Raw genomic sequence first — 24,407 nt, forward strand, 5'->3', positions numbered from 1 at the left:
ATAAAGTATTTTATAGAGTTGTTCACTTCCCCTCCATTCCATATTTATCAGCATATTAAGACGGTTTTGCGTACCATCAGTTATGAAATCTGGCACAAACGGCCACGGAACGAGAATTTAGTGTTGCTTCTGCCAGCACCTTTTGGTATATTTTCGACCGTAATATTTAATTCAAAGACCAATATGAAGGGTACAATCCATGAAAAGTAATTTATTCTATTTGTTTTTTGCATTACTCCTTGTGGGATTCTTAACCCAGGGATTTCAATGCGGTTCTCCAGAATTTACGGGTGCAAAAGTACAGGAACAAAATAAGAATTATCCTGAAGCGGCAAAATTGTATGAAAAAGAAGTTCAAAAAAATCCAGCAAATGCTGATGCATGGTTTCGTTTAGGCCGTATCCGCGGAATGCAGTTAAATGATTTTGATGGAATGATTGAAGCTTTTCAGCAATCGGAAAAATATTCCAAAGAATTTTCAAACGATATTCGGGCTCTTCGCGGATATTACTGGGTCCAGTTTATTAACAGTGGTGTCGCTAACAAAAATCGTGCAACGAACGACTCTCTCCAATATTATGACAAAGCGATTGAGGATTACAACGCTGCGCGTAAAATGCGGCCGGATACCTCTATTACCTATCTCTATATCGCTGCAGCATATAGAGGAAAAGGGGATATTACGAGCGAAATCACGTATCTCATCAAAGTATGGGAAATGGATCATGATAAAGAAGTGTATAAATCGGTTGGAAGATTATATGTTCAACAGGGCTTAGATAAAAAAGAACAATTCAAAACAGCAAATGCAGAAAAACTCAAGCTGCAAAAAAATCTGAGGGATATCGACAAAGGAAGCTATAAAAGTGATGTCATGCAGGCGTTAGGATCTCCAGACAGTCAAAAGAAAGATAAAAAGAATACAAAGAAGGAAGATTGGATCTATAATCAATATTCGATGACTTTGACCATGGATGGCGAACGTGTTGTTAATAAAAAGGTTGAAAAACCGTACGATTTGAACATAGATTCTACAAAATACTTTGAAGCAGTTGTCGAATTTAATAAAGCTGTCGATGTTTTTGAGACAATCAAAGCAGCAGATCCAAAAGACAATGAAAATTTGAATCTCCTTCTGCAGGCATATTATGAAGCAAACCGTTCTGTCGAAGCGACAAAAGCGTTCAAGCTTGCCGTGGATAATGAACCGGGCAACAAGATGAATCATTATATTCTTGGTCTTCTTTATAGATCGGTCAATGACTACGAAGGCGCAATTGCAGAATTTAACGAAGCAATAAAACTAGATCCTAAGTTTAGTGATGCATTCTATGACATCGGTGCGACCTACTACAACTGGGGCGTGAAGATGAAGAAAGAGTCTCAAGAAGTAGGAGATGAGAGTGTAGAGTATAAAGCAAAATTCCAGGCAGCTTTGCCATGGATGGAAAAAATGACTGAGATTAAAAAAGATGATGCGAAAATTTGGGAAACACTTGGAACCATCTATGCACTTCTTGGTCAAGCAGACAAGGCAACGAAAGCACTTGATGAGGCAGATAAGATACGCAAAGCCGGCAAGTGAACGATTTTATCATAGTGAGAAACGGATTTTGGTATGACTGATCAACCAGTTCAGCAGCAAATTAATATTGAGCTTGGAGAGAAGGAAGCAGAGGGCATCTACTCCAATCTTGCAATTATTACACATTCGCCGGCGGAATTTGTCATCGATTTTACGCGAGTGCTTCCCGGAATTCCAAAGGCAAGGGTTCACGCCCGAATTGTTATGACGCCGCAGCATACAAAAATGTTGCTGAACGCAATTCATGACAACGTTGACAAGTTCGAGAAAAAATTCGGTGAGATAAAACTTTTAGGCGAACCTCCTGGCGGACCAACGTTCGGTTTTCAACCGCCTACCAAAGAAGAGAAATTTCACTAATTCCATTCTCAACATGTAACCATAAAAGCTGATGTCGATTGTAACGGCATCAGCTTTTTTTGTTATTCTGTGATGACAGGCACAAAAGATGGCTATGAAACGATAATAATGAGGCGTTTTCTTGACAATGCCTTGTGCAGTCGATATATTATTTCATAAGGAATACTATTCATTTATATACCAAGGCGAGTACTATGAAGAATATTGTCAAAGCATTACCCAGGGCAGTGATTGGAGGATTTGTCATATGTTTGTTTGCTTTCCTATCCTTCAGTTGCATGGATATGCCGCTTGCTCCTGTTGCACCGATGTCCGATGTAAAGTTGGAAGGAATCTCACTGATTGATCTCACAAGAACATTCGCTGATTTTTTAGCAAAGGATACAACACTCAAAAGAAATCCAGATGGAACAAGCTACTATAAAAAATCTGAATCATTAACGCCTCAAGGCATTCCGCCAATAAAATTTATGCCGCAGCCTTCTTCGCAGCAAGTCAGTGTTGGGACATTCGATGTACCGGGGCTTCCGGGCACTACGGCCAATACTACACTTGCCCAATTGGGATTGAATCCTTATGATTATCCAGGGGCAAATGCGATTGCACAGGGCATTCCTCCGCCTTTTCCCGCATCATATGTATCATTGCCTGGTGATACGCTTAATTTTTCCTCACAGTTTGGGTATGTAGCGATTAATTCCGGTACTCTCACTCTTCAGTTTACGAATAATCTGCCGCTGCGATTGGGTTTTAATCGTCCCATTGTTCTCCGCAATAATCAATTTCAACCATTTGTAGATACTTCTATTGTTGCAACTTTTAATTTGGGAGTTATTGATTCCTTTGCGAATTATAACGGCACATTCTCTCTCGCAGGGAAAATATTACGCGGTCAGATGAAGTTTGATTCTATTTCATTTACAACGCAGCAGCGTTCGACACCGTTTTCATTAAAAAGCAGTAACGGGATAAATGTACAGTTTTCATCGAGCACTCTCCGCGCTGATAGTGCCTCAGCTGTGATTCCGCCAACACCAATCGCATCGATAAAAGACTCTGTCCTTATTGTTGATAATTTGGCGGTTATCGAAAGTGCTAACTTTACAAAAGGGATAATTCTCCTTCGTTTAGTGAATAATCTTGGTATAGATGTCGGTGTCAATTTTACTGTTAATGAAATTAAACAAAATGGAACAAGCTATTCCATCAATCAATCCATGACTGCAAAACAAACACAAGATTTTCAGCTCAACTTTAATCAGATAAGTATTCAGGCTGATACATTGAGGCAATACGGCACCTATGTAAAATTTTCAGTTGGTATAACTACTCTTGATTCTAAAGGTGCCAAACAACTAGTGACAAAAAATGATTTTGTGCAAGCTTCATTCATTCCACAAGATTCATTAGTCGTCCATTCTATTAAGGGAAAAATCGCGCCTACTATTGTGCAAATTAATTCAGGAGTAAGTTCTGGCATTAACGGAGCTGATCTTGGAAATCTCTCAGCACAAGTAGCATTGAAAGGATTGCAGTTGACACTGAAACTGCTCGTAACGGGCGGTTTCCCGACAGATTATCATTTGGCATTTATTGCTAAAAACTCTAAAAAGAATCTGATTGATTCAATACAATTAATCTCAGGATTAAACGGTCTTCCGCGAATTAACCCGGATCCGGCGAACCCATCGGCGGCATCGGTAATTCAAATATCGAACAGTACGGGCATCGACTTAGATGGCTTCATCAGTAAATTTTTTCCTAATGTCCCTGATTCGTTTTTCGTACGCGGATCTTTGACAATGGATCCCCCAATCATCTTTGCGCAAACTCAGACGTATCAGATTGCTGATACGACAAAAGTATATCCTTCGTTTGATTTGAATTTTCCTGTGGCATTGGGCATTGCAAATGGCGTTATGAAAGAAGTTGTCGCATTTGGAAAAGAGGAAATACCAAAAGATTTTACTAAATCTGTCGGCCAAGGGACATTGACATTCTATTTCTACAACAAACTTCCGTTTAAAATGTTCATTCATGCGAATTTTTTGGGAAATTATAATCCCCAAACGCATAAAGGAGATACGCTGCTCTTCATTACACCCAGCGATACAATTCAAGCCGCACCTGTTGATATTAATGGCTTGACAACAGCACCACGGTTTTCAAAAGCATCTATTTCGCTGAATGGGGCCCAGATGGTGCAATTTAATAAAGCTGATTCGTTGTATATTCGGTTCGATATGGCAACAAGCAACAATGGTCAGGTTGTCCGGGTGCGGGATACGGATTACATTCGTGTCTACGCAAAAGGCGATATAACATATACAGTGAATAAGCCATAGGAGAATGACCATGAAAACGATAAGAATATTTTCAATCCTTGTGTTGGTCGTTTCTCTGGCTCAAGCGGCTTTTTCCACCGATAGAACGAGTCTGCGTGCTCTTGGCATGGGACGAACTGCGGTTGCGGCATCTCGGGGAACAGACGCTATCGGTATCAATCCGGCAAACATTGCTATTTCTGATATCGGCCATTTCAATCTCAGTCTTGTCAATTCGAGTTTCCGAATCAGTACTGAATTATTTACGTACGACATTTATCAAAAATATTTTACAGGCATCGATACCGGCGGAACGAAGCATGCTTCGTATCCTTTGACACAGCAAGACAAAAATGATATTCGAAGTCAATTACCCGAGAACGGGATGACAAGAATAAACATAGAGTCAATGCTTGCCGGCGTTTCCTTTGAAACTGCGGTATTGGGCGGGATTGGTTTTGCGGTGATTGAACATGCCGGCGTCAATTTTGCGTTTTCGCGCGATTTTTTTGATATGCTCTATCTTCAAGGATTACCTTCCAATGCAAAATATGTGTTTGATGGTACTTCATTTGAAGCATGGTGGTACCGCGAATACAATATTTCTTACGGAAGAAAACTTCCTGTGAAGATTCCATTTCTCAAGAATCTTTATGCAGGCGCTTCTGTTAAATTAATTCGCGGGTATGGAATATTCCAGACAACAAAAAATAATTCTTCAATCGAAAATAAAACTGCACTCACCGATACAGGCATGAATAGCATCGTTGGCAAATTCGATTTTCTTGCACGTCGTGCAGGTGTAGATTTCTTTAATAATGATAACTCTGATCATTCATTTACACCTCTGCCGGATCCAGTAGGCAAGGGAACTGGATTTGATGTTGGAATATCAGCCGAATTTTTCGATGGATTCCTTGTAGGGCTTAGTGTCACTGATATCGGCAAGATTACGTGGGATAAAAATGTTATGCTCACCACCGGCGGCGGACAGATTACCTATAGTGGATATACAAAGGAAATTATCGATTCAATTAAAAATGTTATTAAGGGAAAGAATAGCACTGGTGAATCTTTTGTGACGAATTTGCCTACGGTTTTTAGAATTGGTGCAACTGCTGAATCTGATAAAGTGCCATTCCTCAAATTTTTGCCCGGACGTTTATTGCTTTCAGTTGAATATGCACAGGGCTTCAATGAATCTTTAGGAAATATAACGAAACCTCGTATTTCGCTTGGTGCTGAATATCGGATTATTCCACTCTTACCGTTGCGTTCAGGAATAATGCTTGGCGGAGGTGATAAGTTACGCTGGGCGTTCGGGTTTGGATTAGATTTCCGATTCCTTACTCTTGATTTCGCCAGCGACAACTTTGGAATGTTGTTCTCGCCAAAAAGCTTTAATGTAGCATCTTTTGGGATGGGCTTGAAAGTACGAATATAATAATTTACGAATGGAGGGATCCAAAATGCAAACGGGCAAGATGATCTTGCCCGTTTGTGTGTACTGTCAAATCTTCAGAGTATATATCTGCTGAGATCGCGGTTCTTTACTATGGAATTCAATTTGTCCTGAACAACTTTCTGCGTTATCATAATGGATGTCTCCTTGATTCCATCCGGAGCATCAAAAAGAATTTCTTCCAACAGCGTTGTGATGATCGTGTGAAGGCGGCGTGCGCCGATGTTTTCGACTTGATCATTTACTTCGAAAGCAATCTTTGCAATTTCCCGAACAGCTTCGTTATTAAACGTGATGTCGATTCCATCTGTCTTCAATAAAGCCGCATATTGTTTGATGAGTGCATTTTGCGGTAATGTGAGGATCTTGACGAAGTCCTCTTCGACCAGACTTTTTAATTCCACGCGAATCGGGAATCTCCCTTGCAATTCCGGGATCAAGTCCGACGGTTTCGCAATATGAAAGGCGCCGGATGCAATGAAGAGAACGTGATCGGTTTTCACCATGCCGTATTTTGTAAGGACACTGGAGCCTTCCACGATAGGGAGAAGATCGCGCTGGACTCCTTCACGTGAGACATCCGGCCCGGAACTTTGTCCTCGAGAACTTGCTATTTTATCAATCTCATCGATGAAAATGATACCGGAATTTTCTAAACGCTCAAGCGCTTCCTTTGTCACTTTTTCCATGTCAATCAACTTCTGTGATTCTTCCATAATCAAAAGGCGGCGGGCTTCAGCAACCGTCACTTTACGGCGTTTTTCTTTCTTGGGAAGAATATTGCCGAATACCTCCTGCAAATTAATACCCATCTCTTCCATATTGAACGGTCCCATCACCTGCATCATCGGCATTGGTGATGTTGATAATTCAAGTTCTACCATACGTTCATCAAGACTGCCTGAACGCAGTTTCTCTCGGAATTTTTGCCGCGTGGTTTCGCTCTCTTGTTCACTAGCGATCTCCGGATTCACCGGCAGTTCTTTCGTTTCTCCTGTCTTCGTGCGCCGATTCGATGGAACGAGAATATCAAGAAGGCGTTCCTCTGTCAGCTCTCGTGCTTTATTTTCCACCTCTGCCGCTTTTTCCGCCTTCACCATATTCACGGAAATTTCCGTAAGATCGCGCACCATCGATTCTACATCACGGCCGACGTAGCCGACTTCTGTGAACTTCGACGCTTCTACTTTGAGAAACGGTGCGCCGGAAAGTTTTGCCAGGCGCCGCGCGATTTCTGTTTTGCCGACACCAGTAGGGCCGATAAGAATAATGTTATTCGGCATAATATCTTCACGCAATGTTCCGGTGACTTGGAGGCGCCGCCAGCGATTTCGCAATGCAATGGCAACTGCTTTCTTTGCAGCGTGTTGACCGATAATATATTTATCCAACTCAAAGACGATTTGTCGTGGAGTCAGTTCTTTTTGTTGAAGTACAGACTGTTTTTTTGCCACGGTGCCTACAATTCTTCAATAGTGAAATTTTTATTTGTATAGATGCAAATATCTGAAGCGGCGTTGAGAGATTCCTGCACAATATCTCGCGCGCTTAATTCTGTGTGTTTGACAAGCATTCGTGCCGCTGACAATGCATAACTTCCGCCGGAACCAACGGCAACAATACCATCGTCAGGTTCTATGACATCTCCTGTACCGGAAATGATAAGTGCATGTTCTTTGTCGAGTACGGCAAGCAGCGCTTCAAGTTGACGGAGGTATTTATCTGTTCGCCATAGCTTGGCAAGTTCCACAGCCGCTCGTGCAAGCTGACCCTGGTACTGCTCCAGCTTTTCTTCAAAACGTTCCAGCAGACTAAATGCGTCTGCTGCAGAACCTGCAAATCCGACAAGGACGGAGTCGTTATACAGTCTGCGTATCTTATTTGATTTTTGTTTCATCACGGTATTGCCAAGTGTTACTTGACCATCACCGCCGATGGCGACGTGCCCGTTATGCCGGAGTCCTATGATCGTGGTTGCGTGAAAATTATCTTCCATGAATGTTTTCCCCATAGTGAATCAAACCTTTCTGCGCATCCGCGCGATGGGAAGTCCAAGCTGCTCTCGGTACTTTGCGACAGTGCGCCGGGCAATGTGAATGCCCTCTTGTTTCAGGATGTCGGCTATCTTATCATCATTCAATGGATCCTGCGGGGGTTCACTTGCAATAATATCTTTCACGCGCTGTTTGACAACTTGGTTGGAAACATCTTCACCGTTCTCGGATTCAAGTCCGGATGTAAAGAAAAAACGCAGGGAGTGAACACCGAATTCTGTTTGCACATATTTGCTATTGACAACACGACTAATGGTAGAGATGTCCACGCCAACAATTTCAGAAATATCTTTATAGATCATTGGCTTAAGCGATTCACCTTCTTCAAACCATGTCCGTTGTCTTTCAACAATAATCTTCATCACTTTCATCAATGTCTCATGCCGCTGGTGAATGGAGGCGATGAACCATTTTGCCGCTTCAAATTTCTTCTTGACGAAATCTTTTGTCTCCGTCGAAACTTTCTTTCCTTTTGGTGTTACTAATTGTTTATAGGCACTATTGATTCGCAATGTCGGAATATTGCGATCATTGAGTGTAATAATGAAATCGCCATTATCCTTTTCAACAATGAAATCGGGTGTGATGTAATTTTCCTGTGCAGAGAACTCGCCCTCACCCGGTTTCGGGTTGAGATGCTGAATCAGCTCGATAACTTTCTTTAAGGTTTCTCGGCCAATGTTGAGACTGTGTTCAAGATTATCAAAACGTTTCAGTTTGAAATCCTCAAAGAAATCTTTCAGGATTCTAATTCCCAGCTCTTTGAGTGAGGATGCATACTTCCCCGCATGGAGTTGAGCGATAAGACATTCCTGCAAGTTCCTCGCCGCAATGCCGGGTGGGTCCAGGAGAAGTATTTTTTGAAGAACGCTTTCTGCCTTTTCAACGGGAATGGAGAGTCCAAAACTTAAATTGAGATCCTGAACGATAAGAGCCAAATCACGGCGGAGATACCCATCCTCATCGACATTGCCAAGAATTTCTTCTCCAAGCAAAATCTCTTCATCGTCACTTAAGAACATCTTGAGCTGGCCAAGAAGGCGTTCGGAGAGTGGGATAGTTGATTGCTGTGGCGATTCATACGTGTCATCTTCGTCATTCGATTTATATGCCTCGGGACTTTTAAAACCTGAAAGGTCGTCGTTCAAATAGTCTTCAATAGAATAATCGTCTTTGGGCTCACTTTCTTCAGCCGGTTCTTCAGTTTTTTCTTCGGGTTCCTCAGTTCGCTCTTCTTGATCAAGGGATAATTCTTGTTCTTCATTCAGCTCGAGCATAGGATTCAATTCAAGTTCCAGCTTGATTCTCTGCTCAAGTGAAAGCGTCGGTAACTGGAGAAGTTTTAAATACTGTACCTGCTGCGGCGTAAGTTTTAAACCAAGCCGAAGCTGTTGCGAAAGATTAATCATCGTTTCATTCTGAATGGATACTTATTCACTCTCGTTGTCATTTCGATCCCAATTGCACGTGAGTTGAAATTCCTCATACCAAGCTAAACCAAAAGCTCGAATGAGGGGTTCCTGTAGGAATGAACTTAATAATATGCTTTCCTTCTCGCCCCGATCTATTGCACAATTGCATTCTGCAATTCGTTCGTACCGCAATCGTTTGGGCTCTTCACGACTTGCTCGAATAGGGAAAAGGTGGCAGGAAATGGGCTTTTTCCATTTCAATTTGCCTTCTCCATATGCCTTTTCGAAGGCGCAATGGGCGATTCCCTCTTCGTACAACACAAACACGCATGCACGATTGTCAAAACACATCGTCGTATAAGCTCCGGGTTTGCCTTCGTACAGTCCCAATTGTGTGATGCATTCAAGATGTTCTCTCGGGAGTGAAGATTGAATGATGGGGAATGCATAATCAATTTGTTCAAGTTCATCATCTAACAGCGGTGCGCCTGTGCCGCCAGCAAGCGTACAACATGCTCCTTTACAGGCGGAAAGGTTGCATGCAAATTTGGTTCGCGGGATCGTATCGTCTATGATTACTTGTTGAAGCTCTAACATTTTTCTCTCTCTCAATATGATGTAGTATAGTGAAAAATCACCTGAGAGAAAAGGATTGCAACTTATGACCGGATGAATAACTTACCCGGAAGTTGACGGACAACGCCCTTGAATTCTAATGAAAGCAATGTCACTAATGCATCAGGTGTGGACATTTCTGTCTTCTCAGAAAGCGCGTCAATGTGCATTGGCTCATCTGAAAGAAGTTGAAAGAGTGATTGTTCAGTCGGTGTCAGGTCAACGTGTACCTTACTATCGTTCTGGTCAAATGAAAGATGGAGCTGAGATGCCAGCTCATCAAAAATATCTTGAGCATTTGTAATAAGCTTGGCGCGTCCTTCTCGGATAAGTTTATTTGATCCGCCGCTGCGTTTTTCTGTAATGTTGCCAGGCACAGCAAAGACCTCGCGATCTTGATCAAGTGCTGTTGTTGCTGTAATCAAAGCACCGCCCTGTTCAGCAGATTCGATAACGACAGTACCTAAAGAAAGACCGCTAATAATGCGATTACGCCGCGGAAAATTCGGTGCGTCGGGCTTCGTGCCCATAGAAAATTCCGAAACGACCGCACCTTCTTCGGCTATATGTTCCATCAGTTTTTTATTCTCCGGAGGATACGGGACGTCCAAGCCGGAGCCAATAACAGCAATAGTTCGAGTTTCGCATTTCAGGGCAGTTGAATGGACAATTGTATCCACGCCGCGGGCTAATCCGCTTACGATAGTAATGGATCGTTGAGCAATTTCACGAGTAAGACTTTCCGCAACAGTATGACCGTACGGAGAGGGATGACGTGTACCAACAAGCGCGAGGGAACGAGCATCAACTTCTTTAAATTTTCCGAGGATAAAAAGGAGTGCAGGCGGATCATAAATTTTACGAAGGAGATCAGGATATTCTTTGTCCCACAGGGTGAGGATTCTACCGCCGAGTTTGTTCAACCGCTTCAATTGCTCATCGGCAAACTTTTCTCCTGTTACGTGATGAAGAATGTTTGAAGCGAGTTTTTTATCGATTCCAGGAACGGCGATCAGCTCGTGTGCAGATGCATGGAAAACATTATCGGATGTTTTGAAGTGCGCGACGAGCGCGCGAATTTTCTGCGGACCAATACGCGGTACGGAGGAAAGCCGGAGAAGTTCGCGAACGTTGATCATATTCAAAAATATATTGGTTGAGAGTAGTTATGCCGCCGGAATATCCATTCCATCTACCACCGCAACAATCACCGAATGCACGGGAATGTCTTCACGCTTCAGAATTTGCCGGGCGCCGGTGCCTTCCTGCATCACCAGGACGGTATCGCCTATGCCGGCATCTACATGATCGATAGCAATTAAATCGCGCCCTATGAATGCGCCCGTGAGATCAATAGGCTGAACGATAAGCAATTTGTATTCACGCAGTGTCTGGTTCTTCTGTGTGGCAACAAGAGTACCGATGACTTTCGAGAGAATCATGGTTCATTCCTCAATTAGTGCGGTGCATATAATCCAAATCCAAACGGAGAATATTGCATGGTGATACCAGCGGAATATGTTCCGCCATCACCAATCGTAAAAAAGAATCCCGGTGAAAATGGCGAAGCGCTCAAGACACCGGGGTAAATGTTGAGACGAATGCGTTCCAGGTAGAATTCGGAAATGAGCAGCGACGCGAGAAGTGAGTTGTTCCGATCGTAAAATAATCCGCACGATGCTCCAACATGGATAGAATTGGTTCCGATGCCATTTGTTTCATCAACGACCCATACGCCCGTTTGTGTGGCGCCCGCGCCAAAAGAGACGGCGTTTTCGTTATCCGTTTTCACCGAGAGGCCGAGCAATGTCGATTTGCCGAGATACAGGAATGCGCTGGTGTGTTTCGATTCAGTGATCGGATAGCGCGCGACAAAACTATGGCCAAAGTTTCTAAAAGAAAGCGGCCTAAAAGAGAAAGACGGCTGCGGCGACCAGTCGTTCAAACCAAACTCGGAAGAAAAATATTCTGCAACACCGTCGAAACTAAAAAACACAATTCCAAGCGGATCGAATATGCAGAAGTCGGCAATCGCATCAGTGTTCCCGTGAATAGAGGGGCCATTCTCAACAAGTTCATTGAGGAAGTGATAACCCATCGCTGTCGCTGCACCAAAGACAAAGGGCAGCGGATAACCGTGATAGTCGTACCATTCAGAAAGTTTTCGGTACTCCATGCCGCCGCCGATCAGATGAAGAGTATAATTCGGGGCCCATTGTGCTTTTGTAATATTGAAACTTGTAGGAATCACTTCCTGACTGAGAAATTTATTCCAGCCATACTCGCTAATATAGTAAGCCGGTGATGTAACACTTCGCCAGACACTTGTGCCCTGTGTGTTCCATAAAATGTCGTCTGCCCTGGTTGAACTGCTGTATGACTGAAGTACATCAAATCCGCCGTTCATGAGGACACCGATAGGATTAAACATTGCCTCCGAGCCGTAGTCGAGCGGCCTATAGAAAAAGTACTTCTTTTCTTGAGCAAAGACGACAGTGTTCCCTATGAGACATAAAGATAATATGATAATAATTTTTTGTACTAACATATCTTTCATTCTGAAATAATCTTTGTCAAAAATCATTAAGATAATACTCGGAATCATGCAATGATGCAAGCAGTTTCCTCATAGTGCTTACAGCAGATAGATATCTGCTGCTCTTCAAACACTCAAGGTTTATTCATACTTATACCAACAGGAAGAAACGATGCCGTTATTCCAAGAGTGAATGTGCCGCCTTTGCCAACAAGCAAGAAAAATCCTGGTGAGAATGATTTAATGGAGAATACACCGGGATAGATGTTTAAAAGTACAAGACCGCGAAAATTATCGGAGGCGATGAGCGACGCCATAAGAGAATTATTGCGATCCCAATATATTCCAGCACGAGGCCCCGTTGTTATGGTATTTCGCGGTACACCGTTAGCGTTAAAGGTTGTTTCAACAGTTCGAGAAGTTACTCCGACTCCTAGAGAGAGAGCATCTTCGTTGTTCGTTTTTAAAGAAAGTCCCAACTCTCCAAAGGAACCAAAATGATACAAAAGACTGGTTTTTCCCGATGCGGTGAGCGGATACTTCATGATAAAATTTTGTCCTGTGTTGTGAATGCCCAACGGCGAAAATGAGATCGCAGGTTGATTATTCCAATCGTTCAAGCTCACCTCTGAAGAAAAGAATCGGCAAACTCCATCAAAGCTGAATAACAGTATCCCCAAAGGATCAAAGATAAGGAGGTCGGCGATCGGATCGACGTTTGGACCTTGATAGTCGCCATTCTCGACTATTTCGTTGATATAGTGATACCCCATAGTGCTGATGATCGCCCACACTGATGGTACCGAATAGCCATAGTAATCGAACCATTCTACGGCTTTTCGGTACTCCATACCGCCGCCGATAAGATGTAATGTGTAATTGGGAAAGTACTGAGCGTTATCCATATTGAAGCTGCCCGGAATTACTTCGTGGAAGATGAACTCATGCCATCCATACTTGTTAATTTGTGGAAACGGTGCGATGATGTTATATCGGACATTCTTCTCGCCATTCTTCCATGGAATATCCGAAAGGGCAGATGAACGCCAGTACGATTGGAGTTCGTCAAACCCACCATTTGCGATCAGTGATATAGGATTAAAGGTTGACTCCGAACCATAGTTGACTGGATGGAAAAAGAAGTAATTCTTTTCCTGTGCGAGTGACTTGACAGAATAACAAAAGGAGAGGAAGGCAATGAAAAGAATTTGCAGGCGAAAAAAAGCTCTCACTTCGCGAGTATCTCCTCGGTGAACTTCTTCACGAATTCGTCTGCTTCAGCTTTCGTATGTGCTTCCGCGATAATGCGGATGATCGGTTCGGTGTTCGATTTCCGGAGATGCACCCATGCATCCGGGAAATCAATCTTCAATCCATCGTCGGTATTCATTACTCCAGTTGAAGAAAATTTCTCTTGAAGACGCTTCATAATCGCGTCAGCGTTTAGGCTGCCGAGTTCTATTTTCCCTTTTGTAATCAAATATTGAGGAAGTGTAGCTTTTAGTTCCGACATCGTGCCGCCGAACTCCAATAAACTTTGGAGAACAAGTCCGATGCCAACTATGGCGTCGCGGCCAAGATGCACTTTCGGAAGAATAACACCGCCGCTTCCTTCACCACCAATAATTGCCCCGACTTCCTTCATCCTTTTCGCAACATTGATTTCACCGACGGCTGTACGATATGTTGTTCCTCCATAGCGGTTTACTATATCATCGACCGCTCTTGTCGTTGAAAGATTCACTACAACTTTCAGATTGTTCAGTTTTTCCTTTTTCAAAACAAAGTTGATGCAGGTTGCAATTGTGTATTCTTCAACAAATGGTTCACCTTTCTCGTTGATGAGGACGAGACGGTCAACATCGGGATCGACGGCAATTCCAATATCAGCTTTGACTTCGCGGACCTTTGCACATAGTGCAGTAAGATTTTCCGGGATTGGTTCAGGTGTATGACCAAATATGCCGGTGACTTCACAATAAAGCGGAGTGACTTCACAGCCAAGTTTTTCCAACAAACGCGGAACGATAATTCCGCCAGCCGAATTCACACAATCTAGCACAACTTTAAATTTGCGAGCGCGAATCTTTCCAGTATCGATATAGGCAAGCGATAGCACTTGGCAGATATGTTCATCTAAAAACGCTTCGTTCAACTCATACGTGCCTTGCTTATCCCACGGAACATATTTTGCAGAATGTTCGGCAAGATGCCAGAACTTCAGATTTTCATCTGCATCCAAAAATAATCCAGTGGGCGCAAAGAATTTCAATCCGTTCCACATCATAGGATTATGGCTTGCAGTAATTGAAATACCGCCGGTGGATTTTAGTTTCTCGACGGCAAGTGCGACAGTTGGTGTTGGACAGATCCCCAAATCAGTCACATTGCAGCCCATTTGGCGTAGTGTGGAAACGACGATGTCTAAAATGTTCTTGCCTGTAACGCGGCCGTCCCTGCCAACGATAATATGACCACGATTGCAGAACTCAGAGTACGCCGATGCATATTTGACAATTGTTTCGGGGGTCAAAGTTTCGCCGACGACACCGCGAATTCCAGAGATACTTACCATTAATGCCATGAAAAATTCCTATAATTTCAGCGATAATCTACACAGAAAGGTATGGAGAAGCAAGATGCAGGCAGCTTGTACTGTGAGAAACTCATTTCTTGAACCAGCAGGGGCGATGAAGGCCGCTTTTTAAAAGTTGAAATTGGAATAAATTACATGTAAAGTTCTGGTGATCAAATGAAGGAGGTGCTCTACCGATGCACCATCGTTTTACTGTTCCGAGAAATTTAAAACACTCGCATTCAACACAAACGCATAATAGAATAGAATCACCATGCCACTCCTGAGTGAATACGAAAAGCCCGTAAAACAACATTACGAAATCCTTTTCATGTGCTGGGCAGGATGGGTATTTGATTTCTATGATCTTATTTTGTTCTCATTCCTGCTCATTCCAATAGGTAAAGAGCTTCATCTCTCAAACGTCGGGCTTTCGTATGTGCTTGGCGCATCGCTTGCCGCGACTGCGATCGGAGGAGTAATTTTTGGTGTCCTCTCCGACCGCTTCGGCCGTAAAAGCGTGTTGCAATGGACTATACTCACATACAGTGTTGGAACATTTCTTTGCGGGTTAGCTTCATCGCTGGAAGTATTGTTACTCTTTAGAATCATTACTGGCCTCGGTGTCGGCGGCGAGTGGGCAACCGGCCAGACATATGTAGGTGAATCCTTTCCGCCCAAAGTGCGGGGGAGATATGGCGCCGTGATGCAAACTGGCGCTCCGTTTGGTATTGTGCTTGCATCGATTGTTGGCGGATTTGTCGCACCTGAGATCGGATGGCGGTTATGTTTCTTTCTCTCAATCCTTCCCGCACTACTCGTCCTTTTTATCCGAAAAAGATTGCCTGAATCCGATGTGTGGCTTGAACGAAAACGATTGAGCGCAGAAAATACACGTTCTATGGAAGCAATTGCCGCCGAACGAAGGAGTAAATTTTTACAATTATTCTCTCCCGCACACAGAGTCATATTCTCCAAGGCTCTTATTCTTGCAATTTTTGATATGTCAGCATATTGGTTTACATACAGCTGGCTGCCAGGATATCTCCAACAGCAGAGGCAGTTTACGATTGCCAAATCGGCGGTATGGATGTTGGTAACACAGGCCGGCGGGCTGCTCGGATATCTCACCTTCGGCTACGCGGCAGACTCGCTCGGCAGGAGGCCTGCATATTCGATCTATTCCTGCATTATGGCAATCGGTTTGATCATGATTACATTAATGTGGGACGTCGTTGTCGTTTTTCCTTTGCTTGCATTGGTTTTTATGTTTCTCGTCGGTTATGGGACAGGTATGTTCAGCGGATACGGCCCGCTCTTTGCCGAGCTCTTCCCTACTTCGATCCGCAACACGGCCATGGGCTCGGCGTTTAACCTTGCACGTGGCGTACAATTTTTTACACCCGTGATCATTGCGTTGATTGCCGAGGAGTACGGACTCGGAGGCGGTATCTCACTCGCTGCCCTTTTTGCATTGCTGACCGGTGCATGGATCTGGGTTTTTCCTGAGACTAAGGGAAAAAAGATTGACATATAATTTGAGAATAAGAAGCGTTGAATCTCTGCTTCAAAACAGAGATGGAAGCTGAGCTTCGGAGTAGTAATGTTCCCAACGTTGAGATTAGGAATGAGAGGTTGGAATGGGGCCGGGAGTGTAACTTCCTTCCAACTTGTGGATACAATGAGTCGATGAATCTGTGAGCCATTGAGTAGATGAGTGTAGAGTCCGGTCACTGACCGGACAAGAATAAATAAACATTCTGCCGGGAAAGAAATTTATTAGCCATTAAGGTCGGGAGTAAAGCTCTCTCCCGGCTAGGATTATCCGATCTGATGATCGGATTCTACAGAAACAGCTTTTGGATTGACACTGTAAAAAATATTCCCAAACAGTATTGAAAGATTTTGGCCTCGTTCCCAAACTCCGTTTGGGAATGGGAATCGTTGAAGCTCTGCTTCAAAACAGAGACGAAGAGGTTGGAATTTAAGTAACTAGACAGGACTTAAAAGGAATAAATCGATAAATGTCCGACGAGTCGTCGGACTCTTCAGTGTTATCCTCTTGAATGTTTGCCTCTGCATCCCTACCTTATTATCGTAAAAAGAGATGAAGGCAATTTCTATGGACTTGACAAACGAAGAGAAACGCACACTATTAAAGATTGCCCGTTCCGCAATTACTTCGGCACTTGAAAATAAAACACTTCCATCGCTCAAATTTCAAAGTGAAGCTTTAAATCGCCGCTCCGGTGTTTTCGTAACACTGCGAATCGGTGAAGACCTACGCGGCTGCATCGGTTATATTGAGCCGTTGTTTCCCCTTGCAAGTGCAACACAGGAAGTCGCAGTGAAAGCCGCGATGGAAGATCCGCGGTTCATGCCGGTTACACCGCCTGAATTGATTAGGATATCAATTGAAATATCAGTTCTTTCGCCACTAGAAGAATTGATTGACATAGAAACAATTGAAATTGGCAAGCATGGTTTGGTGATTGACGCAGGATATCGACGCGGATTGTTATTACCGCAGGTGGCAACAGAATACAATTGGGACCGCAAACAATTTCTTAAGCAAGTCTCTTTGAAAGCTGGATTGCCGCCAGATGCCTGGAAACGAAAAGAAGTAAAACTCTTTGCATTCACAGTCGAGAAATTCGATGAATCTGAGTTCGTATTATCAGAGGAGAAATAATTTCAATGCGTGAGAAGCATACCGTTCGTCCGCCATCCGTTGCCGGACTATTTTATGAGGGCTCACCGGATGTTCTGCGAAAGGACATTGATGAATACTTAAAACTTGCACGAGTTCCGAAATTGAAGGGTACGGTGCGTGGATTGGTATCACCTCATGCGGGATATGTCTATTCTGGGTTCACAGCGGCACATGCATATAAAATGATTGCAGAAATCAAATATGATTGTGTTATCGTTGTGGGACCAAGTCATCGTGAATATTTTAACGGCATTTCAATCTATCCGGGGGATGCATACGAAACACCGCTGGGAATAATTCCTGTGAACAAGGAAATCAGAGAAGAATTATTAGAAGAGAAAAATGGTATCGTTGCATCGGATGCGGGACATCGTTCAGAACATTCGATTGAAGTTCAATTACCGTTCCTTCAGAGCGTGCTTGGTGATTTTTCATTTGTGCCGGTTATTATGGGAGACCAGCGCCGGGAGTTGTGCAATGGGCTGGCAGAAGCGATTGTACGAATCGCAAAGAATCGCAATATCCTGCTCGTCGCGAGCAGTGATCTTTCGCATTATCATCCCTACGATGAAGCGGTGATGCTTGATAACGGCGTCATAAGTGAAGTGGAGAAATTTAATTCAGAAACTTTTATCAATAAAATGGAATCACATTCATTTGAGGCGTGCGGCGGTGGACCTATTGCAGCAGTCATGAATGCAGCGCAGCAACTAGGAGCAAGTAAAGCAGAGGTTCTCTATTACTGTAACTCCGGCGATGTCACTGGTGAAAAGGACGGCGTTGTCGGATACCTTGCAGCTGCATTTGTATAAAGAATTGATGTTATGCACTGGAGATTCTTTAAAAAGCATTATAGCTATTATATGGTTGTCCACCTCCCCATCCCGATATAATTATAGATCGTGTCGGGATTTGAGGCTTTCTAAAAAGTCCGGAGTTGTCATGCTGAACTCGTTTCAGCATCTGTCTTTTGTAAAAAATTAGACCCCGAAACAAGTTCGGGGTGACATTTTCTTTCTTTTTGGACAACCACGATGAAGTGGTGATGTACATTCTTCTTTTTCATTCCTTGTTTATCAAGATATAAAATGGTTTTTGTCATACCAGTAGGGAATTAAATGCAGCATAAGAATTTATACGCAGTGAGCATCATTGGTGCAGGCAAAGTTGGAACAACACTTGCAATGCTGTTACATCGTGCAGGCTATCGTATCGTTTCCGTTGTGAGTAAAAAGAAAAGTTCCGCGAGAAAACTGGCACGTCTTGTCGGATGTAAAAATATGTCAGATTCTCTTTCTGATATTCATCCTGCGACGAGAATTATTGTTATTGCAGTGCCAGAGGAAGATATCTTGGGAATCGCAGAAGAGATTGCGACGCACCCGCATCTCGATTTCTCAAAACTCGCCGTCGTCCACACTTCCGGCTCGCTCACGAGTGATGCTTTATTGCCATTGAGAAGGGAAGGGGCTTTGGTATTTTCACTTCATCCGATGCAATCTTTTTCAAAGGCATTAACGGTTATCCATCAAATAGCGCGGATGAAGAATGTTTGTTATGGATTTGAAGGAAACAAAGCGGCCGTCCCATTAGCCCGCCGACTCGTGAAAGCTTTGCGCGGTACATTCGTTCGGATTCCAAAAGAAGAAAAATTTTTGTATCATATAGCGTGCGTTTTTGCTTCCAACTATTCAGCAGCGCTGCTTGGAGTGGTAGATGAATTGGCGAAACACATTGGCGGAGGAATAAGACTTTCACATTTTGAGCCATTGGTACGAACGAGTATAGAAAACGTTTTTCAGTTAACGCCGAACATGGCGCTCACTGGGCCCATTGCACGCGGGAGTTCCAAAACAGTTGAACATCATGTACTTGAGCTTCGAAAAATCGATACATCGTTAGCTTTATTGTATCAGCAAATCGGATTGCAGGCCCTCAAGATGGCGGTAAAGAAAAAATCGATCAGGCCAAAGGTTGCGAAGCAGATCAGGCGAATACTTACATCAAACTAAATCGTAAAATGACAGTGTAAAGGAAAATCATTGAAAGCACTCATTGCCAGCGGCGGGCGCGGTACTCGGCTGCGCCCTATTACTCATACGCAAAACAAACATCTTATTCCGATTGCGAATAAACCAATTCTCTATTATGCCATCGAAGCAGCGGTAGAAGCAGGCATTAAAGAAATTGGCATCGTACATAATGCGGATAGCCAGGAAGTGCCGAATTATATCGGCGATGGTTCGAAGTGGGGAGTGAGAATTACGTACATCCCGCAGACAACTCCAGGGGGCCTTGCGCAAGTAGTGCAGTTAGCGGAAAAGTTCATTGCGGGCGATAAGTTCATCTTTTATCTCGGCGATAATATGCTTGTCGGCGGTGTGAAACGATTCGTTGAGGAATTCGAGAAGAGCGGATGCAATTGTTACCTGACACTATCGAAGGTGAAAGATCCGGAGCGCTTCGGTGTGCCGGAAATTCGCAATGGTAAAATTATTCGTGTGGATGAGAAACCAAAGAAGCCGAAGAGCAGCTATGCCGTAGCAGGAATTTATTTGTACGATCGGAATATCTTTGATGCGGTGAGGAGTTTAAAACCAAGTGCTCGCGGCGAATTGGAAATTTCTGATGCACATACCTTATTAATCAAGCGCGGCTTCAAAGTCGGTTATACAGAAATCACGGGTTGGTGGAAAGACACGGGAAAGCCGACAGATTTGCTGGAAGCGAACCGGTTAATTCTTGATAATATCGAACCGCGTATCGACGGCGATGTTGACGGACAGTCCGATGTCGCGGGGCGTGTGGTGATTGAAAAAGGGGCGCACATTATCAAAAGCAAAATTCGAGGACCAGTCATCATCGGAAAGAATTGCCGTATCGAAGATAGTTATATCGGCCCATTCACTTCTATTGGCGATCGAACGGAAATTAAAGACAGTGAAATGGAATACAGTATTGTTCTTCGGGATTGCAAAGTCATAAGCGTCGGTATCCGTATCGAGGGCAGCATACTTGGCAACGATGTGGAAGTGGTGGAAGCAGCCGGTAAGCCGCGCGTCCATCGATTCATGATAGGCGATCAAAGTAGAATTGAAGTAGCGTGAAAAGGAGTAAAAAGTCAAAAGTAAAAAGTTGAAAGTAAAAAGTACAGATGAATGAGTGACAATAAATATCCAATCAATAATGATGAGTATCTAATACTATGGGTCAGAATAAATCAAACGCAGGTGAACAAGCGAAGACCATGGACAAGATCGTGTCGTTAGCAAAGCGGCGCGGTTTTGTATTTCAATCAAGTGAAATTTACGGCGGATTGAACGGATGCTGGGATTATGGTCCTCTCGGCGTGGAGATGCTTAATAATCTGAAACAGCAATGGTGGAAGAGCATGACATACCGGGAGAATGTGGAAGGACTCGATGCATCGATCCTGATGCACCCGCGTGTGTGGGAAGCTTCGGGGCACGTTGAGAATTTTACAGATCCGATGGTGGATTGCAAGCAGTGCAAAGCACGATATCGAATCGATGTCCTGTGCGACGAGCTTTCGCTCAAAAAGAAAAAAGATGTTCTCCGTGAGATTGATCCACAGAAATTCGGCGGTCAACAGAAGGATGAAACAATTGTAGAAGAATTCGCCAAACTTGTCGCAACGGATCAAGATGCCGCGCGCATCGTTCCGATGCTCTCTTGCCCGAACTGCGGCAATAAAAGCACATTCACCGAAGCCCGCAAATTCAATCTCATGTTTAAGACATTCGTTGGTCCCGTAGAAGACTCATCCTCGATTGTTTTCTTACGCCCGGAGACAGCGCAGGGAATCTTCGTCAACTTTCTGAATGTGCAGTCTGCATCACGGCAAAAACTGCCGTTTGGGATAGCGCAAATCGGCAAGGCGTTTAGAAACGAAATCAATACCAAGAATTTTCTTTTCCGCACGAGAGAATTCGAGCAAATGGAAATGCAGTTTTTCGTGAAACCCGGTACCGACGTCCAGCAATTTGAATACTGGCGCGGTGAGAGGATGCAATGGTTTATTAATCTCGGAATGACCAAAGACAAATTGCAATGGCACCAGCATCCGAAAGACAAACTGGCGCACTATGCCAAGGATGCGTACGATATCGAGTATCTTTTTCCGTTCGGGTGGGGAGAAATTGAAGGTGTGCACAATCGAACTGATTTTGATCTCTCACGGCATGAACAGTTCTCCGGTAAGAGCATGAAATATTTTGATGAGGAGACGAAAGAAAAATTCACACCGTTCGTCATTGAAACGTCTGCCGGAGCGAGTCGTTCGTTTATGGCGTTCCTTGTCGATGCGTACCGTGAAGAAGAAGCTCCGAATGCAGAGGGTGCGATGGAATTGCGGGTGGTGATGAAACTCCATCCGAAACTTGCACCGATCAAAGTTGCTCTTTTCCCGCTCGTCAATCGCGACGGTATGCCGGAATTTACGCGGAAGATTGAAGCTGATCTGCGGTCATCGTTCCGCGTGTTTTATGATGACAGCGGCGCTGTAGGAAGACGCTATCGGCGTCAGGATGAAATAGGCACGCCGTACTGTGTGACCATTGATTCTCAAACGCTTCAGGATCAAACCGTGACCGTGCGTGATCGCGACACCATGGTGCAGGAACGTGTGGCAAGTACAGGCCTGAAGGATTACTTTGCCAAGAAATTGATGTGACCACTCATACTCTATTCCTTCTTTTGTGTGTGGTATCAATGGAAGATATAAAACTCAACTCATGATCTGGAAGGTATATGTTACGGTACCATTGAAATCAGTAATCAACAATCGTTTCAAATATCAATTTGCGTTGAAAAGCGTTATACATTATTTATTTCTTTCGCTGCTCGTTCTTTTATTCACCTGTTGTATCTCTCATGCGCAGTGGATTGAAGATCGGGCCATAGACCAGCGAGTTCAGCATGGTATTGACGAGCTTTACAATTTTGAATTTGACAAAGCTGATTCTAATTTTTCCGAGGTCATAAAACTGCGTCCTGACCATCCGGTGGGATATTTTTTTCGAGCTATGGTTCAGTGGGAACGCATCATCAGTAAATTTGATGATGAAGCGCAGGATGAGAAACTGTATGAACTGTTAGATGTCGTCGTGGATCTATGTGAAAAACGGCTTGATGATAATCCGGAAGATGTGGCGGCGATGTTTTTTAAAGGCGGTGCTATCGGTTTTCGAGGGCGTTTGCGCGCAAACAGGGGTAAGTGGCTTGGCGCAGCAAACGATGGCATTGTCGCGCTGCCGCTGGTCCGAAAAGCATATGAACTTGAACCGAATAATTACGATGTTCTGCTTGGTATTGGTATCTACAATTATTATGCAGCCGTTATTCCGGGTAAATATCCCTTTGTGCAACCTGCTATGATATTTTTCCCCAGCGGTGATCGGAAAAAAGGGCTGGAACAGCTTCGGCAGGCATCGCTCCACGCAAAGTATGCCCAAGTAGAGGCGACGTACTTTCTTATGCAGAACTATTTCACGTACGAGAAAGATTATGTCAATGCGCTCGAACTTGCCAGAAAGCTGCATGAAAAATATCCGAACAATTCTATGTTCTACCGTTACCTCGGACGCAGTCTTGTCAGTACCGGATATCTTGGAGAGGCAAATGATATTTTCATTGATATCATACATCGTTGCACGCAGCAGCAGGTTGGGTATGATATGTATGATGCGCGGGAAGCGCATTACTATATTGGTAAATTCGAATTCTTAGCAGGAAGGTTTGATACCGCACTTAAAAATTTGTATGCGTGTGATGAGCTTTCCAGAAAATTAGATAAAGATGGTGCATCCGGCTTTATGTCGCTTGCGAATCTTATCGTAGGTATGATTTACGATGCTCAAGGAAAACGGCAATATGCAATTCAGCAGTATAACAAGGTACTGGTGATGAAAGAATATGAAAATTCTTATCAGGAAGCAAAGAAATATATTCAACAACCATATAAGCGTAATTAATGAAAATTCAAATACTTCTTCTTGCTCTCGTCGCTTCACTCGCCGTCGTACTTGGCGGATCACTCATCGTTTCCCGCAAACGCTGGCCAACGCTTGTTCAGGAAACGCTCCTTGCGCTGAGCGCCGGATTTATTTTGGCCCTCGTTTTTCTAAAACTCGTGCCGACAAGTTTTCAATTCATTGGCGAATCTGCCGCTCTTTGGATTCTCCTCGGTTTTGCCACGATACACTTTTTTGAACACACGATTGTAGGACATTTGCATTTTGGAGAAGAGACACACCACGATGTGATGGTGTCGAGAACGACCGGATATTCCGCTTTCACGGGATTGTTCGTTCACGCATTCTTCGATGGATTATCTATATCGGTCGGGTTGCAATATGATTTTTTTCTTGGACTTTTAATCTTTTTTGCAATTCTCTTGCATAAGTTTCCAGAAGGACTTACCATCGGTTCAATTATGATGACTGCCGGCTTCTCGCGCACTATCGTCCTATATTCTGCGATTGGTATTGGCCTGGCAACCTTTTTAGGTGCGTGCTCGGTGTTCTTGCTGGAACATGTGAATGCACAACTTGCTGGAATAGCATTTGCATTTTCCGCGGGGACAGTTACCTACGTTGGCGCAAGCGATTTAATTCCGGAAGTGAATAAAACGAAAAACCGTATGCCGCCCTTGTTAGTATTCGGTGGGATGCTGCTTTTTTATTTGAGCGAAAAATTATTGGATTTGATTTTACGCTAGTGGAAGTGTGTATACGAAAAAATCTTATTCTG

21 protein-coding genes are annotated in these 24,407 nt (G+C 43.7%); 12 read left to right on the forward strand and 9 right to left on the reverse strand.

Annotated elements, in window-relative coordinates; all coding sequences use genetic code 11:
* Positions 1-199: 199 nt before the first annotated feature.
* The 4 genes from NTX44_01740 to NTX44_01755 all read left to right on the forward strand — a co-directional run bounded on the left by NTX44_01740 (position 200) and on the right by NTX44_01755 (position 5,713).
* Positions 200-1,585 carry a tetratricopeptide repeat protein gene (locus NTX44_01740; protein ID MCX6120324.1) on the forward strand — a complete coding sequence of 462 codons (1,386 nt, stop codon included), beginning with the start codon at positions 200-202 and terminating at the stop codon, positions 1,583-1,585.
* Between the two features lie 33 nt (positions 1,586-1,618).
* Entirely contained in the window at positions 1,619-1,945 is a 327-nt protein-coding gene (locus NTX44_01745; GenBank protein MCX6120325.1) for a DUF3467 domain-containing protein, read from the forward strand.
* A gap of 194 nt (positions 1,946-2,139) precedes the next feature.
* Complete coding sequence (locus NTX44_01750) at positions 2,140-4,290, forward strand: hypothetical protein (GenBank protein MCX6120326.1); 2,151 nt, start codon at positions 2,140-2,142, stop codon at positions 4,288-4,290.
* A 10-nt stretch (positions 4,291-4,300) separates the two neighbouring features.
* Complete coding sequence (locus NTX44_01755) at positions 4,301-5,713, forward strand: DUF5723 family protein (GenBank protein ID MCX6120327.1); 1,413 nt, start codon at positions 4,301-4,303, stop codon at positions 5,711-5,713.
* Between the two features lie 74 nt (positions 5,714-5,787).
* On the opposite strand, the gene hslU is transcribed toward NTX44_01755, so the two are convergent.
* The 9 genes from hslU to glmM form a co-directional block, all read right to left on the reverse strand.
* Positions 5,788-7,149 (reverse strand): ATP-dependent protease ATPase subunit HslU, encoded by a 1,362-nt coding sequence (gene hslU, locus NTX44_01760; protein MCX6120328.1) that lies wholly within the window; start codon positions 7,147-7,149, stop codon positions 5,788-5,790.
* 41 nt (positions 7,150-7,190) lie between these two features.
* Complete coding sequence (gene hslV / locus NTX44_01765; GenBank protein MCX6120329.1) at positions 7,191-7,727, reverse strand: ATP-dependent protease subunit HslV; 537 nt, start codon at positions 7,725-7,727, stop codon at positions 7,191-7,193.
* Positions 7,728-7,748: 21 nt separating this feature from the next.
* Positions 7,749-9,194, reverse strand: a complete 1,446-nt coding sequence (gene rpoN, locus NTX44_01770) for an RNA polymerase factor sigma-54 (GenBank protein MCX6120330.1) — start codon at positions 9,192-9,194, stop codon at positions 7,749-7,751.
* Positions 9,195-9,215: 21 nt separating this feature from the next.
* Positions 9,216-9,794 (reverse strand): DUF3109 family protein, encoded by a 579-nt coding sequence (locus tag NTX44_01775; protein MCX6120331.1) that lies wholly within the window; start codon positions 9,792-9,794, stop codon positions 9,216-9,218.
* A 62-nt stretch (positions 9,795-9,856) separates the two neighbouring features.
* Positions 9,857-10,951, reverse strand: coding sequence for a DNA-processing protein DprA (gene dprA, locus NTX44_01780; protein MCX6120332.1), 1,095 nt, complete (start codon positions 10,949-10,951; stop codon positions 9,857-9,859).
* Positions 10,952-10,978: 27 nt separating this feature from the next.
* Positions 10,979-11,254, reverse strand: coding sequence for a EutN/CcmL family microcompartment protein (locus tag NTX44_01785; GenBank protein ID MCX6120333.1), 276 nt, complete (start codon positions 11,252-11,254; stop codon positions 10,979-10,981).
* Between the two features lie 14 nt (positions 11,255-11,268).
* Positions 11,269-12,360 (reverse strand): hypothetical protein, encoded by a 1,092-nt coding sequence (locus NTX44_01790; GenBank protein ID MCX6120334.1) that lies wholly within the window; start codon positions 12,358-12,360, stop codon positions 11,269-11,271.
* Between the two features lie 122 nt (positions 12,361-12,482).
* Positions 12,483-13,580: a hypothetical protein gene (locus tag NTX44_01795; protein MCX6120335.1), complete on the reverse strand. Its 1,098-nt coding sequence runs from the start codon at positions 13,578-13,580 to the stop codon at positions 12,483-12,485.
* Positions 13,577-14,932: a phosphoglucosamine mutase gene (gene glmM, locus NTX44_01800; GenBank protein ID MCX6120336.1), complete on the reverse strand. Its 1,356-nt coding sequence runs from the start codon at positions 14,930-14,932 to the stop codon at positions 13,577-13,579. The genes NTX44_01795 and glmM overlap by 4 nt, the downstream gene beginning before the upstream one ends.
* Positions 14,933-15,197: 265 nt before the next feature.
* Here glmM and NTX44_01805 point away from each other — a divergent pair, with 265 nt between their 5' ends.
* The 8 genes from NTX44_01805 to NTX44_01840 all read left to right on the forward strand — a co-directional run bounded on the left by NTX44_01805 (position 15,198) and on the right by NTX44_01840 (position 24,375).
* Positions 15,198-16,460, forward strand: a complete 1,263-nt coding sequence (locus NTX44_01805; GenBank protein MCX6120337.1) for an MFS transporter — start codon at positions 15,198-15,200, stop codon at positions 16,458-16,460.
* Positions 16,461-17,045: 585 nt separating this feature from the next.
* Positions 17,046-17,615 carry an AmmeMemoRadiSam system protein A gene (gene amrA / locus NTX44_01810; GenBank protein ID MCX6120338.1) on the forward strand — a complete coding sequence of 190 codons (570 nt, stop codon included), beginning with the start codon at positions 17,046-17,048 and terminating at the stop codon, positions 17,613-17,615.
* Between the two features lie 5 nt (positions 17,616-17,620).
* Positions 17,621-18,448 carry an AmmeMemoRadiSam system protein B gene (gene amrB / locus NTX44_01815; GenBank protein ID MCX6120339.1) on the forward strand — a complete coding sequence of 276 codons (828 nt, stop codon included), beginning with the start codon at positions 17,621-17,623 and terminating at the stop codon, positions 18,446-18,448.
* A gap of 306 nt (positions 18,449-18,754) precedes the next feature.
* Positions 18,755-19,648, forward strand: coding sequence for a DUF2520 domain-containing protein (locus tag NTX44_01820; protein MCX6120340.1), 894 nt, complete (start codon positions 18,755-18,757; stop codon positions 19,646-19,648).
* 30 nt (positions 19,649-19,678) lie between these two features.
* Complete coding sequence (locus tag NTX44_01825; GenBank protein MCX6120341.1) at positions 19,679-20,743, forward strand: glucose-1-phosphate thymidylyltransferase; 1,065 nt, start codon at positions 19,679-19,681, stop codon at positions 20,741-20,743.
* Between the two features lie 98 nt (positions 20,744-20,841).
* Entirely contained in the window at positions 20,842-22,329 is a 1,488-nt protein-coding gene (locus NTX44_01830; GenBank protein ID MCX6120342.1) for a glycine--tRNA ligase, read from the forward strand.
* 61 nt (positions 22,330-22,390) lie between these two features.
* The gene (locus tag NTX44_01835; GenBank protein MCX6120343.1) at positions 22,391-23,629 is read left to right on the forward strand and encodes a tetratricopeptide repeat protein; all 1,239 of its coding nucleotides are present in this window, start codon (positions 22,391-22,393) and stop codon (positions 23,627-23,629) included.
* On the forward strand, positions 23,629-24,375 hold the full coding sequence (locus NTX44_01840; protein MCX6120344.1) for a ZIP family metal transporter: 747 nt from the start codon (positions 23,629-23,631) through the stop codon (positions 24,373-24,375). Before NTX44_01835 ends, NTX44_01840 begins: the two co-directional genes overlap by 1 nt.
* Positions 24,376-24,407 lie beyond the last annotated feature (32 nt).

Source organism: Ignavibacteriales bacterium (assembly GCA_026390575.1).
Taxonomy (GTDB): domain Bacteria; phylum Bacteroidota; class Ignavibacteria; order UBA10030; family UBA10030; genus Fen-1298.

Bases quoted from the DNA above. Each gene is read 5' to 3' on its own strand.
- dprA (MCX6120332.1), bottom strand. From the start codon at position 10,951: ATGATCAACGTTCGCGAACTTCTCCGGCTTTCCTCCGTACCGCGTATT.
- NTX44_01835 (MCX6120343.1), top strand. From the start codon at position 22,391: ATGATCTGGAAGGTATATGTTACGGTACCATTGAAATCAGTAATCAAC.
- NTX44_01755 (MCX6120327.1), top strand. From the start codon at position 4,301: ATGAAAACGATAAGAATATTTTCAATCCTTGTGTTGGTCGTTTCTCTG.
- amrB (MCX6120339.1), top strand. From the start codon at position 17,621: ATGCGTGAGAAGCATACCGTTCGTCCGCCATCCGTTGCCGGACTATTT.
- NTX44_01785 (MCX6120333.1), bottom strand. From the start codon at position 11,254: ATGATTCTCTCGAAAGTCATCGGTACTCTTGTTGCCACACAGAAGAAC.
- NTX44_01750 (MCX6120326.1), top strand. From the start codon at position 2,140: ATGAAGAATATTGTCAAAGCATTACCCAGGGCAGTGATTGGAGGATTT.
- NTX44_01820 (MCX6120340.1), top strand. From the start codon at position 18,755: ATGCAGCATAAGAATTTATACGCAGTGAGCATCATTGGTGCAGGCAAA.
- NTX44_01830 (MCX6120342.1), top strand. From the start codon at position 20,842: ATGGGTCAGAATAAATCAAACGCAGGTGAACAAGCGAAGACCATGGAC.
- amrA (MCX6120338.1), top strand. From the start codon at position 17,046: ATGGACTTGACAAACGAAGAGAAACGCACACTATTAAAGATTGCCCGT.
- hslV (MCX6120329.1), bottom strand. From the start codon at position 7,727: ATGGAAGATAATTTTCACGCAACCACGATCATAGGACTCCGGCATAAC.
- NTX44_01805 (MCX6120337.1), top strand. From the start codon at position 15,198: ATGCCACTCCTGAGTGAATACGAAAAGCCCGTAAAACAACATTACGAA.
- NTX44_01775 (MCX6120331.1), bottom strand. From the start codon at position 9,794: ATGTTAGAGCTTCAACAAGTAATCATAGACGATACGATCCCGCGAACC.
- glmM (MCX6120336.1), bottom strand. From the start codon at position 14,932: ATGGCATTAATGGTAAGTATCTCTGGAATTCGCGGTGTCGTCGGCGAA.
- NTX44_01790 (MCX6120334.1), bottom strand. From the start codon at position 12,360: ATGTTAGTACAAAAAATTATTATCATATTATCTTTATGTCTCATAGGG.
- NTX44_01745 (MCX6120325.1), top strand. From the start codon at position 1,619: ATGACTGATCAACCAGTTCAGCAGCAAATTAATATTGAGCTTGGAGAG.
- NTX44_01740 (MCX6120324.1), top strand. From the start codon at position 200: ATGAAAAGTAATTTATTCTATTTGTTTTTTGCATTACTCCTTGTGGGA.
- rpoN (MCX6120330.1), bottom strand. From the start codon at position 9,194: ATGATTAATCTTTCGCAACAGCTTCGGCTTGGTTTAAAACTTACGCCG.
- NTX44_01840 (MCX6120344.1), top strand. From the start codon at position 23,629: ATGAAAATTCAAATACTTCTTCTTGCTCTCGTCGCTTCACTCGCCGTC.